We start from the raw sequence: 12,614 nt of genomic DNA on the forward strand, positions 1-12,614 counted from the left end.
GATCAAGATGTGACCTTGATGGCGATGCGCCCGGTCCGGTCAATTCGGTTGAGCAAGACCGGGTGGTCGACGAAATATTCGTCGACCGCTTTCCGCGCGCCCGCCCAATATCCATAATCGTCGATGATCAGGACGCCGCCTACCGCAAGGCGGGGGTAAAGATGTTCAAGCTCGTGTTTGGTGGATTCATACCAGTCGGTGTCGAGGCGCAGCAGGGCAATTTTGTCTGGTGCCTGACCGGGCAGGGTTTCCTCTACCATGCCTTTGCAAAGATGAATCTTGTCGGAAGGATAGCCTGTCGACGCCATATTGGCTGTTACGTCTTCGATCGACGCGCGGCACCAGATTTTTTCTGCTTTGGTCGAGCTATCGAGCAGCTTCGCCGCGGACGTCCTGTCTTCTGCGCGAACATCATGCTCGGTAGGCGCCGACATGCCCTCGAACGTATCAAACAGGAAAAGGTCTCGGTCGCTGTCTCCGTCCGTCATCAGGCTAAGCGCTGCCGCCATGCTGCTTCCCCCGCGCCACACGCCGCATTCGACGTAAGCGCCTGGAATCCCGGCCTTCGTCACATAATGCACCGCATCGCAAAGGGCCGCGATGCGTTCCGGAGAGGTCATCGTAAAAGGCGCAACGCGCCGAAATATTTCCCGCGCCCCGACATCGACGTCCGGCATTCTCCACTTCAGTGCTGCCTGACTGTTGAGCGCACGTTCACAATAACGGCCGACGGTTTCGCTGAAACTCACTGTGATGCTCCCGGTGAATGCTGCAAGACCGCCCAGCGCGCAGCAAGATAATTCCAGACAAATAGCGTCGCAGACGCGGCGGCGGTCGAGACGGCGACGGATATTCCCAAAAGATCGTGACCGATGCCGATCAGGATGATCGTCAGTGGAAGGTTCAACGCTATCGCTGAAACATAACGAACAAAGGACGAAAATTTTCGTTCGACACCGAACGTCCAGTAACAATGTGCCAGAAAACCGATGACGGCGATCAGGCAAAAGGCAGCAAATGTTGCCAGTGCATAATGCAGCCCCCACCAGTTCAACAACGGAATCAGGGTCAGCCCGAGCAGCAAGCAGGCGCCAGAAACAATCGAATAGCGAAAGGTTTGCGGGATATCGATCACGCCGCCAGCTTTTCGCAATGCGTTACATAGACGCAGCCATTGTCATAGCGGATAGGTTCGGGCGTGAGTTTTTCCTCTATCCAGCCACGAGCATTCATAACGATGGCGAGCAGCGCCGTCACGAGCGGGCCGATCAACGGCAAACGATGCAGGAAAAAGGCGAATCCGGTCAGCCGGATCATTGTCGTGGTGCCAAGAGGGCCGACGATGGAATCGACATGGCGGACAGCGAAGCCGCGCGTTTCGATGTCGTTGACTAGGCCGGGGCGGGTCCAGCGTCGATGGTCTTCCGGATGGGGATGATACAGCCAAGTGCCATGCGTCGAAAGCAACAAGGTGCCGTCGGGTTTCAACACACGCGCGATTTCGGCGAAATAGGCATCGAGATCGCGCACATGTTCCAGCACCTGGACCGAAATAACCACATCGACAGTGGCGTCCGCAATCGCTAGCAGCCCGTCTGCGGAGATGGGAACCGCCGCTTCGTCGCCGAAATCAGCGCCGAGATAGATGGCGCCGCGGTCTTCGATCAACGGTCGATACGGCATGTTGCCGCACCCGAAATCGAGGACGGTATCGCCGACGCGGACATGGTTGGCGATCAGGCGGCTGAGCGAACGGGTCATTCCGCGGAGCATCAACCAGTCGGTATCGAAAATGCGCGGGTGGAGGCGTCGTCCGGGATGATTGGTGTCAGATGTCATAACCCGCTGCGTTCCGCGATCCGCGCGTGAATGCCCGACAGCCCCAGGTAACGCAGCAGCTTTGCTTCCTTGCGGCCGCGCGTCACCGTGTCGAGGATCAGGCCGGTGAACAGGCTGAGCGACGCGAGGATCATCGTGCCGGTCGCCAGGACCGCCATCGGCAGCCGCGGCACCGTCCCGCTACGCATATATTCGGTGATTACGGGATAGCCGAATAGCAAAGACAGGCCCATCATCGCCAGCGCAGCCAGGCCAAACAGGAAGAACGGCCTTTCCTGTTTCAACAGGGTCACGATCGTCCACAGGATTCGGATGCCGTCCGATACGGTCCGCAGTTTGCTTTCCGATCCCGCGACGCGATCGGAAAAGCGCGTCGGCATCTCGCTGGTCGGCATTCCCAATTGCAGCGCGTGGATGGTCAGCTCCGTTTCGATTTCGAAGCCTTGCGACATCAACGGAAAGGATTTGACGAACCGTCGCGAGAAAACGCGATAGCCGCTCAGCATATCGCTGAATCCGCCCCCGAACATCGCGCGCACCAGCGATGTCAGCATCCAGTTGCCGAACCGGTGCGCCGGTCGATAGGCGGTGCCGCTGACGTCGGTGCGGGTACCAACCACCATGTCGAGTCCTTGATCGATGAGTCGGTCGACCAACTGCGGGGCGACATCGACTTCATAGGTCTCATCGGCGTCGCACATCAGATAGATGTCGGCGTCGATGTCGGCGAACATGCGCCTGACGACATGACCCTTGCCTTGTTGGGGTTCGTTGCGGACGATCGCACCCGCGGCGTGGGCTATCGTCGCCGATCCGTCAGTGCTGTTATTATCATAGACATAGATTTTGGCGTCGGGCAGCGCGGCGCGGAAACGTTCGATCACCGCGTGGATCGCCAAGCCTTCATTATAGCAGGGCAGCAGTACGGCAATTGTTGGCGATACGCCCGCTTCCAGAAGCGAATGCGACGCATCGAACGGCCCAAGACGCATGAACATTTTTCTGGAAACCCCTGCCAGACCCCACCAAAGTCTTGCCAGAAGCTAGAGGTGATTGGTTAACAAGCTGTTAGGTCCGGGGTGCCACCGGGGCGATACAGGCAGGCTTTTCGGTCTTTTCAATCGCCCAGATCGACCTGATGTGTTTCTGCCCACGCCTGATATTGGCCGCGCGGGTTGGGCGATGGCTGGGCAAGGATCGCCGGCATATCGGCGCGCAGCGCGGCGAGATCGAGCGACCGGATCATCGCCTTGACCGGGCCGACGCCGGCGGGCGTGATCGACAGCCGTTCGATGCCGATGCCGAGCAAGGCCATGGCTTCCAGCGGCCGGCCGCCCATTTCACCGCAGACGCCCAGCGCCACCTTCGATCCCGACACCGTTCGGACGACGCGGGCCAGATAGCGCATGACGATCGGCGACAGCCAGTCATAGCGTTCGGCGAGCCGCGGGTGCGCCCGGTCGGCGGCGAACAGGAACTGCGTCAGATCGTTGGTTCCGATCGACAGAAAGTCGAGATGCGGCAGCATCAGGTCAAGCGTTTCGAGAAGGCCCGGCACCTCTAGCATAGCGCCATAGCGGATCGCGGCCGGCAGCTTCTTGTTGTGGCTGGCGAGCCACGCCCGCTGGCCGACGAAGAGGTTACGTGCGGCTTCATATTCCCATGGTTCGGACACCATCGGGAACATGACGTTAAGCGTCCGCCCGGCGGCGGCTTCCATCAGTGCGCGTGCCTGAACCTTTAGCAATCCCTCGCGCTCAAGCGCGAGGCGCAGCGCGCGCCAGCCCATCGCCGGGTTTTCTTCCTGCGCGTTGTCGCCGACGTTCATATAAGGCAGCGCCTTGTCGCCGCCGATGTCGACCGTGCGGAAGATCACCGGCCGGTCACCCGCCGCGTCGAGCACGTCGCGATAGAGCCGCTGCTGGCGGTCGCGGGACGGCAGCGTCGCCGACACAAGGAACTGGAATTCGGTACGGAACAGCCCGATCCCGCGCGCGCCCGTCAGGTCGAGCGCGGCTATATCCTCGCGCAGCCCGGCGTTGATCATCAGCTCGATCGGCACGCCGTCCTTGGTCACCGCAGGCAGGTCGCGCAGCGAGGCGAGATTTGCGCGGCGCTTTTGCGACACTTCCAACTTGGCGTCGAAGGCATCCTGCACCGCCTGAGTTGGCCGGACATGCACCGTGCCCGCCGCCGAATCGAGCAGCAGCAAATCGCCTTCGCGGATCGAAGCGCGCACGTCGCTGACCCGGCCCATCACGGGAACCCCCATCGCGCGCGCGACGATGATGACGTGAGCGGTCAGTGACCCTTCCTCGAGCACGACGCCCTTCAGGCGGCGACGGTCATATTCGAGCAATTCGGCGGGGCCGAGGTTGCGCGCGATCAGGATCGAATCCTGTCGCAGTCCCCCCATTTGCGCCGCGGTGCCCATCTGTCCCGACACGATGCGGATCAGCCGGTTCGACAGATCCTCGAGGTCGTGCATGCGGTCGCGCAGCAACGGGTCGTCGATCTGGCGCATCCGCATCCGGGTGCGTTGCTGGACGCGTTCGATCGCCGCTTCGGCGGTCAGCCCGCTGTCGATCGCTTCGTTGATCCGGCGCGACCATCCTTCGTCATAAGCGAACATCTTGTAGGTCTCGATGACCTCTTCATGTTCGCCGCCAACCCCGAAATCGGCCGAGCTCGCCATGCGGTCGATCTGCTCGCGCATCTTGTCGAACGCGGCATAGACGCGGTGGCGCTCGGCCTCGGTATCGTCGGCGACGGTATGTTCGATGGTGATGCGCGGCTGATGGAATACCGCGACCCCGGCGCCCATGCCGTCGACCAGCTTTTGCCCGTTCAGCCGCTGCGCCGACTGGTCGGCCGCGGCGGCGTCGGTGCGCGCGGCGGTGTCGACGAGGTCGGCGTTGGAGATGAGTTCGGACAGTACCATCGCGACGGTCTGCAGCGTCTCGATCTCGATATCGTCATAGCGGCGCGGGTCGCTATGCTGGACGCAAAGCACGCCGACCGCACGTTCGCGGCGGATGATCGGCACGCCGGCAAAGCTGTGGAACAGTTCCTCGCCGGTTTCTGGGCGATAGGAAAAGTCGGGATGCGCTGCGGCTTCGTCGAGGTTCAGCGTTTCGATCTGATCGGCGATCATGCCGACCAGCCCTTCGCCAAGGCCGAGGCGGGTCACGTGCACCGCCTCCTGCTTCAGTCCGCGCGTCGCATAAAGTTCGAGCGCGCCTTCGCGCAGCAGATAAATCGAGCAAACCTCGCTGTTGAGGCATTCGCCGATGATCCCGACAACCTGGTTCAGTTTGCCCTGCGCGTTGGCACGCGATGCCATGACCTCGTGCAGCCGGGTCAGGATGGTGCGCGCCGACTGGGCGGCCGACGAGGGCGGAGGCGGGGCGTTGGTCATCGCAACCCTGCTAACAGATGGATGCGACCAGCGCCAATACCCCGCGCGCGATTGTCTGATCTATTCTGGCGCCCGGTGAGCGCCGCGTCAGTGGTTTCCGGTCGGTGTGGCGGGCGCCGTTGCCAATGTACCCGGCGTGGTGCCGGTGGTGACCGTCGGCCCGAGCGGTGCGGGCGCGCTCATGATCGCCGGCGGCGGCGCATATTTGGCGTCCCACGCGGCGACATCGGACTGATAGCGGGCATAGGCTTCATAGAAATCGTGAAACGGCTGATCGAGCCGGGCGAGATGTGCGGGCGCCTGTTCGACGAGCTGCGCGGTCGGTGTAGCCGACACGAGCTGGGCGATCTCGTTGGCACGGGCGCAGAAAGCACGCTGCGCCGGGGGCTGCGCGAAATAGTTGAACAGCTGCGTCGACAGGCGGTCGCGCGGGGCGATGCCATTGTTGCGATTATCCTTGCCGAGCTGGGTGATCACCGACTTCTCGGTCGACTTGATCACCTTACCGTGGGTCTTGATGATATTGTTGTACGCCGAAATGAGCGTCGTCTCTTCGAGCCCGCGGCAGCCGATGGCCGCGACGTTGAGCCCGATTTTGAGCTGCCAGAAAGCGCGGTCGCCGGTGACATTGCTGTTCGCGGTTACAAAGTGGCCGTCGATCGCACGCCCCGGCAGAATCTGCGTCAGCGACGCATTGCCCGGCGGCAACGGGCGCGGCGGCACGACAACGACGACGGGGCGAGGCGGCGGGGGCGGGGGCGGCGGAGGGGGTTTGGGCGCGCAGGCGGCGACACTCGCCAGTAAGCCCGCTACGATGATCTTACGCGACAAATTCATGACCCACTCCCCAGCCGCATCACCATGCGGCATTAACCCCGAGCGCGCAACGCAGCTTCGGCCTGTTGCACCAGAGATGCGACGATCGCCGGCACACTCTCTTCTTCCGATACCATACCGACAGATTGCCCTGCCATTAACGAACCATTTTCAACGTCGCCGTCGATGACGGCGCGACGCAATGCGCCCGCCCAGTAGTGCTCGATTTCAAGCTGAGCCTCCATCATGTCGACTTCGCCCTTGTCGAGCTTGTTGGCGACCTCGCGCTGTTTCGCGGTGAAGGCTTCGGTCCCCGCATTCTTCAGCGCGCGGACGGGAATGACAGGCAGGCGCGGATCGATCTGGACGCTTGCGACCGCTTCGCGCGCCGATGCGCGGAGGAAGGCTTTTTTGAAATTGGGGTGCGCAATGCTCTCGGTCGCGCACACGAAACGCGTGCCGAGCTGGACGCCCGATGCGCCCATTTCGAGATAGGCGGCGATGGCTTCGCCGCGCCCGATGCCCCCCGCAACAAAGACCGGGACTTCCTCCGCCAGCGTCGGCAGAATTTCCTGCGCCAGCACGCTGGTCGAGACCGGGCCGATGTGGCCGCCAGCCTCCATCCCTTCGATTACCAGCGCATCGACCCCAGAGCGGATCAGCTTCTTACCCATTGCCAGCGTCGGCGCGAAGCAGATGACTTTCGCGCCCGAAGCTTTGATTGCCTCAAGGCTGCCCTTTGGCGGCAGCCCGCCCGCCAGCACGACATGACCGACGCCATGCTTCGCGCAAACGTCGATCAGCTCGAATAGCTGCGGATGCATCGTGATCAGATTGACGCCGAAATTGCGCGTCGCGAGCGCCTTGGTCGCCGCGATTTCTGTATCGAGCAGTTCGGGGGTCATCGCGCCGCACGCGATCAAGCCAAAGCCGCCGGCATTGCTGATCGCACTGACCAGATGGCGTTCGGAGACCCAGCTCATCGCACCGCAAAGGATGGCATAGTCGCTGCCGAGAAGCTCGGTTCCGCGGGCCATCAGATCGTTAATTTTGCTCATTGAAGCTGCCTTTGCCAGCACTGGGACTCGCGCGCAATCCCTTGCGGCATCGTGTCCGTCGTCCCGTCGCACGCCCGAATCCGTTTGGCGCGACAACCGAACCTTTCGACGCAGAAAGCAAAACAATCATTGTCTACTAATTCACTTAGAATAAAAGTGCGCCGACGAATCCAGAAGGGAAAGGAATTATCATGAGCTCCGTTAAGGAGGCCGCCAACGGCGGCCCCGAACAGGCGCCGCGCGCCGTCCAGACCGTGCTGGAGGCCCTGGAAAAGCTGAAGTTCGGCGCGATTCAGCTGACCGTCCACGAAGGGCGGCTGGTGCAGGTCGATGTGACCGAGCGTCACCGCTACCCCAACTGATTCAACAGCTCCCAACGGGGGATCATGTCCCCCTCTCTGCCGCAGACCGGACACCCGGATGTGGTGATTTCTATTGCAACAGGAACCGACCCATGACTGCGAAATATCCGTCCATCCGCCGGCGAGTTCCGGCATCAATTTTGACCTTGTCTTTCCTTCTGATGCTTCCCGGGCAGGCAGCAGCGGAAGAGGGGGACAGCGCTGCGATCGACGAAGCGGCTGCGGGCACAGCCGTTGCCGCCGACCAGACCGATGACGTCAGCCGCGGCGATGTGATCATCGTGACCGCGCGCCGCCGTCAGGAAACCGCACAGGAAGTGCCGGTGGCGATTTCGGTGATCCGCGGCGATTCGATCGAGGCCACGGGTAACTTCAACGTCGTGAAGCTTCAGCAACTTGCGCCGACACTCCAGGTTTATACCACCAACCCGCGCAACACGTCGGTCAACATCCGCGGCCTTGGCGTACCCTACGGCCTGACCAGCGACGGTTTCGAACAGGGCGTCGGCATCTATGTCGACGACGTCTATAATTCGCGCGTTGCCGCCGCGACCTTCGATTTTCTCGACGTCGATCAGGTCGAGGTTCTGCGCGGGCCGCAGGGCACGCTGTACGGCAAGAACACCACCGCGGGCGCGATCAACATCACGACCAACCAGCCGACCTTCGATTTCGAAGGCCGGGCAGAACTCAGCGTCGGCAACCTCAATTACCGGCAGGCCAAGGCCGCGGTCTCCGGTCCGCTGACCGATACCATCGCCGCGCGCATCGCGATCGCCGCGACCAGCCGGCGCGGGACGCTGTTCAATGTCACGAGCGACCGCTGGATCAACGAACAGGACAATCTGGGTCTTCGCGGCCAGCTGTTGTTCAAACCCAGCGAAGATCTCAGCATCACGCTGTCGGGTGACTACAGCAAGCAGGACCCCGAAGGCTATGGCACGGCCTTCGTCCGCGTCGGCAGGACGCAGCGCGCGCTCGACCGCCAGTATGATGCGCTGATCGCGAAGCTGAACGCCGCCAATCCGGGGCGGAACTATGCTGTGCCCAGCCGCAACGTCTATGACCGGCTGACCGACATCGACGCCAGTCTCAACGCGGGCAACAAGATCGGCGGCGTTTCGGCGAAGGTGAAGTGGGATGTGGGGCCCGGTACCTTCACTTCGATCACCGCGTGGCGCTTCTGGGACTGGAAGCCCGAGAACGACCGTGACTTCACCGGCGCGTCGATTGTCTCCAAGTCGCAGAACCCGTCGCAGCAGGATCAGTACAGCCAGGAATTCCGCTACAATTATTCGGGCGACAAGCTCGACTTCGTCGTCGGGTTGTTCGGCTTCAAACAGCGGATCGACACCCAGGGCACCGAACAGCAAGGTCCGAATGCGAGCCTGTGGAGCCTGACAACAGCGCAGGGCGCAAACAATCCCGCGATCCTCAACGGCTTGACCGCCAGCAACACGCAGTTCCTCAAAAGCACCAGCGCGGCGCTCTATGGCCAGCTCAGCTACAAGCTGACGCCCGAACTGACCATTCAGCCGGGTATCCGGGTCAACTACGACAAGAAAGACGGCTTCTACCAGCGCGTGGTGACCAACGGCGCAGGGCAGGTCATCAGTTGCACACCGGTGCCAGCTGCCAATACGCCGCTCGCGGCGCAGTGCGGCGTCTATCAGCCGCAGAGTACCTCGCCGTCGGTCAGCGACTGGAACTTCAGCTACGATCTGAACGTGAACTACAAGATCACGCCGGACATTCTGGCCTATGCGACCTATGCCAAGAGCTTCAAGACGGTGGGCATCAACCAGAACGGCTTGCCGCTCAATAGCGCGACCAATCTGCCCGATCTGTCCGCGAGTACGGTGAAGCCTGAATCGGTCAACCATTTCGAAGTCGGCCTCAAAACCTCGTTCTGGAACCGCCGCGCGACGTTTAACCTCGCGGCCTTCCGCACCGAGATCAAGGACTTTCAGGCGACGGTGAACGGCGGCCAGTTCGGCACCGTCCGCGGCTATCTCGCCAATGCCGAAAAGGTCGTCTCGCAAGGCCTTGAAGCCGATTTCAAGATCCGCCCCAGCGACCGCTTCACGGCCTATGCCAACGGCGCCTACACCGACGCCAAATATAAGAAGTTCACCAACGCGCCGTGCCCGCCCGAGCTTTCCGGCGGCACCTTGCAGGCCCCCGGTGCTGCGCCCGACTATTCGCAGCCGGGTGTTCCGGGCGCGCTCAGCCCGCGGCAGTGCGACATCTCCGGCTTCGATCTGCCGGGCGTATCGAAATGGGCCTTCTCCTATGGTGCCGAGGCCAATGCGCCGGTCACGCTGCTGGCGAAGGAAGGCCAGATCTATCTGGGCGTCGACGGCAATTATCGCTCGCACTGGAATTCGAACGCATCGCCGTCGATCTACACCGACGTCAAAGGCTATGCCCTGACTAACTTCCGCGTCGGCTTCCGGGCTGAGGGCTTCGACATCTTCGGCTGGGTCCGCAATGCCTTCGATGTGAACTATATCGAGACGCTGCAGGTCGCGCCGGGCAATGTCGGTCTGATCGCCGGCCAGCCGGGCGATCCGCAGACATGGGGCGGGACGGTGAAGTTCAGCTTCTAACCGCATTTCTGCAGCGCAAGGAAACGGGCCGCTCCCCACCAGGGGGGCGGCCTTTTTCATGCTGTCGGTAATCGGACCACTCAATCACTGAATTCAGCTTATTCGTTTAGGTCGATCGGGAAGGGCGGCCTATCCTCCCCCGGTCAGAGCGAAAGGATGACGGCATCGACTCGCCACGCGCCCGCACCGGAAGCCATCCGGCGACCCCAAAGTCGCCCGCTCGTCATGCGCCGGTCATCGGCCGGCGCCACACTTTCCGATAAACCATAAAAGGAGAGACTGCATGAACGACCCCACCCCCATCGATCCCGCAAAAGGCTGCCCGGTCGGCAAGAACCGTGGCCTGCTTGGCCGGACGAACAAGGACTGGTGGCCCGACGCGCTGCCGCTCGAAATCCTGCATCAGGGTGGCGCTTCGCCCGGCCCGATGGGCGAGGATTTCGATTACTCCAAGGCGTTCGCGCTGCTCGACTATGCGGCGCTGAAAGCCGACATCACCGCGCTGATGACCGACAGCAAGCCTTGGTGGCCCGCCGACTATGGTCATTATGGCCCCTTCTTCATCCGCATGGCGTGGCACGCCGCGGGGACATACCGCACCGCCGACGGACGCGGCGGCGCCAATAGCGGGCAGCAGCGTTTTGCCCCGCTCAACAGCTGGCCCGACAATGGCAATCTCGACAAGGCGCGGCGCCTGCTGTGGCCGATCAAGCAGAAATATGGCAGCAAGATCAGCTGGGCCGACCTGTTCATCCTGACCGGCAATGTCGCGATCGAATCGATGGGCGGGCCGGTGTTTGGTTTCGGCGGTGGCCGCGCCGACGTCTATGAGGCCGAGCGCGACATCTATTGGGGCGCCGAGGATCTGTGGGTCAGCGAGGGCGTGCAGACGCGCATCGACCCCGACAAGCAACTCGACCTCGAAAACCCGCTCGCGGCGATCCAGATGGGGCTGATCTACGTCAATCCCGAGGGGCCGGGCGGCAACCCCGACCCGCTGCTGTCGGCGCGCGACATGAAGGTCACCTTCGAACGTATGGCGATGAACGACGAGGAAGTCGTCGCGCTGACCGCGGGCGGCCACACCTTCGGCAAGGCGCATGGCGCGGGCGACGCGAGCCTGGTCGGGGAGTCGCCTGAGGGCTCGGACATCGCGCTGCAAGGCCTTGGCTGGTCGTCGAGCTTCGAGACCGGCGTCGGTGCACATGCGATCACCAGCGGGCTCGAGGGTGCGTGGGTCAACACGCCGACCGAATGGTCGGAGAATTTCTTCCGCCTGTTGCTCGACTATGATTACGAGCTGGTGCGCAGCCCCGCGGGTGCGCAGCAATGGCAGCCGATCAACCAGAAGGAAGAGGATAAGGCGCCCGACGCGCATAATCCCGGCAAGCGCGTCCCGACGATGATGACGACCGCCGACATGGCGCTGAAGGTCGACCCCGATTATCGCAAGATTTCGGAGAAGTTCCGCAATGACCATGAAGCGTTCAAGGATGCGTTTGCGCGGGCGTGGTTCAAGCTGTGCCACCGCGACATGGGTCCGAAGGTTCGCTACCTCGGCCCCGAAGTGCCCGCCGAAGACTTGATCTGGCAGGACCCGGTTCCGGCCGGTACCAAGCCCTCGGATGGCGATGTCTCGGCATTCAAGAGCGCGATCCTCGGCTCGGGCCTGAGCGTCGGCGAGCTCGTCAAGGCGGCGTGGGCTTCGGCCTCGACCTTCCGCAAGTCGGACTTCCGCGGCGGCGCCAATGGGGCGCGCATTGCGCTGGCACCGCAAAAGGACTGGGCGGTCAATGATCCGGCGGAGCTTGCCAAGGTGCTCGGCAAGATCAACGAACTGCGCGGGTCGCTGTCGCTGGCCGACGCGATCGTGCTGGCCGGTTCGGCGGCGGTCGAGAAAGCGGCGAAGGATGCGGGCTTCAACGTGTCGGTGCCTTTCACCGGTGGCCGCGGCGACGCGACCGCCGAATGGACCGACGCCGAAAGCTTCGAGGTGATGGAGCCGAAAGCCGACGCTTTCCGCAATTACCTCTCGACCAAGCACAGCGTGAAGACCGAGGAACTGATGCTCGACCGCGCGTCGCTGCTCGGCCTGTCGGTGCCCGAACTGACCGTGCTGATCGGGGGGCTTCGTGTCCTCGGTGCGAACGCGGGCGGCAAGAAGGAGGGCGTGTTCACCAACCGTGTGGGTCAGTTGACGAACGACTTCTTCGTCAACCTGCTCGACATGGACACGCTCTGGGAAGTCGTCGACACCAGCGCCGACGAGGAGTTCATCGGTTACGACCGCGGCGGGCGCACCGAACGCTGGCGTGCGACGCGTACCGACCTGATCTTCGGCTCGAACTCGCAGCTGCGCGCGACCGCCGAAGTCTATGCCGAGAAGGGCCATGAAGAGAAGTTCGCGCGCGACTTCATCAAGGCCTGGACCAAGGTGATGAACGCCGACCGTTTCGACCTGGCCTGATCTTCTGGCGCCGCTGTCCCCGCATCATGCCGCGGGGGCAGCGGC

General features: G+C 62.5%; 10 protein-coding genes. 3 read left to right on the forward strand and 7 right to left on the reverse strand.

Annotated elements, in window-relative coordinates; all coding sequences use genetic code 11:
- Nucleotides 1-2 precede the first annotated feature (2 nt).
- The 7 genes from AC07NV_RS15160 to AC07NV_RS15190 form a co-directional block, all read right to left on the reverse strand.
- Nucleotides 3-749: a TylF/MycF/NovP-related O-methyltransferase gene (locus AC07NV_RS15160; protein WP_495167195.1), complete on the reverse strand. Its 747-nt coding sequence runs from the start codon at nucleotides 747-749 to the stop codon at nucleotides 3-5.
- Nucleotides 746-1,135 (reverse strand): GtrA family protein, encoded by a 390-nt coding sequence (locus AC07NV_RS15165; RefSeq protein ID WP_495167196.1) that lies wholly within the window; start codon nucleotides 1,133-1,135, stop codon nucleotides 746-748. Before AC07NV_RS15165 ends, AC07NV_RS15160 begins: the two co-directional genes overlap by 4 nt.
- Nucleotides 1,132-1,839 carry a class I SAM-dependent methyltransferase gene (locus AC07NV_RS15170; RefSeq protein WP_495167197.1) on the reverse strand — a complete coding sequence of 236 codons (708 nt, stop codon included), beginning with the start codon at nucleotides 1,837-1,839 and terminating at the stop codon, nucleotides 1,132-1,134. The genes AC07NV_RS15165 and AC07NV_RS15170 overlap by 4 nt, the downstream gene beginning before the upstream one ends.
- Nucleotides 1,836-2,837, reverse strand: coding sequence for a glycosyltransferase family 2 protein (locus tag AC07NV_RS15175; protein WP_495167198.1), 1,002 nt, complete (start codon nucleotides 2,835-2,837; stop codon nucleotides 1,836-1,838). The genes AC07NV_RS15170 and AC07NV_RS15175 overlap by 4 nt, the downstream gene beginning before the upstream one ends.
- 119 nt (nucleotides 2,838-2,956) lie before the next feature.
- Nucleotides 2,957-5,257, reverse strand: coding sequence for a phosphoenolpyruvate--protein phosphotransferase (gene ptsP / locus AC07NV_RS15180; RefSeq protein ID WP_495167199.1), 2,301 nt, complete (start codon nucleotides 5,255-5,257; stop codon nucleotides 2,957-2,959).
- 87 nt (nucleotides 5,258-5,344) lie between these two features.
- Nucleotides 5,345-6,094 (reverse strand): hypothetical protein, encoded by a 750-nt coding sequence (locus AC07NV_RS15185; RefSeq protein ID WP_495167200.1) that lies wholly within the window; start codon nucleotides 6,092-6,094, stop codon nucleotides 5,345-5,347.
- Between the two features lie 32 nt (nucleotides 6,095-6,126).
- The gene (locus AC07NV_RS15190; RefSeq protein WP_495167201.1) at nucleotides 6,127-7,131 is read right to left on the reverse strand and encodes an NAD(P)H-dependent flavin oxidoreductase; all 1,005 of its coding nucleotides are present in this window, start codon (nucleotides 7,129-7,131) and stop codon (nucleotides 6,127-6,129) included.
- Between the two features lie 191 nt (nucleotides 7,132-7,322).
- Here AC07NV_RS15190 and AC07NV_RS15195 point away from each other — a divergent pair, with 191 nt between their 5' ends.
- The 3 genes from AC07NV_RS15195 to katG all read left to right on the forward strand — a co-directional run bounded on the left by AC07NV_RS15195 (nucleotide 7,323) and on the right by katG (nucleotide 12,569).
- Nucleotides 7,323-7,493: a YezD family protein gene (locus tag AC07NV_RS15195; RefSeq protein WP_495167202.1), complete on the forward strand. Its 171-nt coding sequence runs from the start codon at nucleotides 7,323-7,325 to the stop codon at nucleotides 7,491-7,493.
- A gap of 161 nt (nucleotides 7,494-7,654) precedes the next feature.
- Nucleotides 7,655-10,102 carry a TonB-dependent receptor gene (locus AC07NV_RS15200; RefSeq protein WP_495167283.1) on the forward strand — a complete coding sequence of 816 codons (2,448 nt, stop codon included), beginning with the start codon at nucleotides 7,655-7,657 and terminating at the stop codon, nucleotides 10,100-10,102.
- Between the two features lie 283 nt (nucleotides 10,103-10,385).
- Nucleotides 10,386-12,569 carry a catalase/peroxidase HPI gene (gene katG, locus AC07NV_RS15205; RefSeq protein WP_495167203.1) on the forward strand — a complete coding sequence of 728 codons (2,184 nt, stop codon included), beginning with the start codon at nucleotides 10,386-10,388 and terminating at the stop codon, nucleotides 12,567-12,569.
- Nucleotides 12,570-12,614: the final 45 nt, after the last annotated feature.

Source organism: Sphingopyxis sp. GW821-FHT10B01 (assembly GCF_059415685.1).

What these genes read in the sequence shown, in the direction of transcription:
- AC07NV_RS15170 (WP_495167197.1), bottom strand. Translation starts at nt 1,839, where the DNA reads ATGACATCTGACACCAATCATCCCGGACGACGCCTCCACCCGCGCATT.
- AC07NV_RS15175 (WP_495167198.1), bottom strand. Translation starts at nt 2,837, where the DNA reads ATGTTCATGCGTCTTGGGCCGTTCGATGCGTCGCATTCGCTTCTGGAA.
- ptsP (WP_495167199.1), bottom strand. Translation starts at nt 5,257, where the DNA reads ATGACCAACGCCCCGCCTCCGCCCTCGTCGGCCGCCCAGTCGGCGCGC.
- AC07NV_RS15185 (WP_495167200.1), bottom strand. Translation starts at nt 6,094, where the DNA reads ATGAATTTGTCGCGTAAGATCATCGTAGCGGGCTTACTGGCGAGTGTC.
- AC07NV_RS15190 (WP_495167201.1), bottom strand. Translation starts at nt 7,131, where the DNA reads ATGAGCAAAATTAACGATCTGATGGCCCGCGGAACCGAGCTTCTCGGC.
- AC07NV_RS15195 (WP_495167202.1), top strand. Translation starts at nt 7,323, where the DNA reads ATGAGCTCCGTTAAGGAGGCCGCCAACGGCGGCCCCGAACAGGCGCCG.
- AC07NV_RS15200 (WP_495167283.1), top strand. Translation starts at nt 7,655, where the DNA reads ATGCTTCCCGGGCAGGCAGCAGCGGAAGAGGGGGACAGCGCTGCGATC.
- katG (WP_495167203.1), top strand. Translation starts at nt 10,386, where the DNA reads ATGAACGACCCCACCCCCATCGATCCCGCAAAAGGCTGCCCGGTCGGC.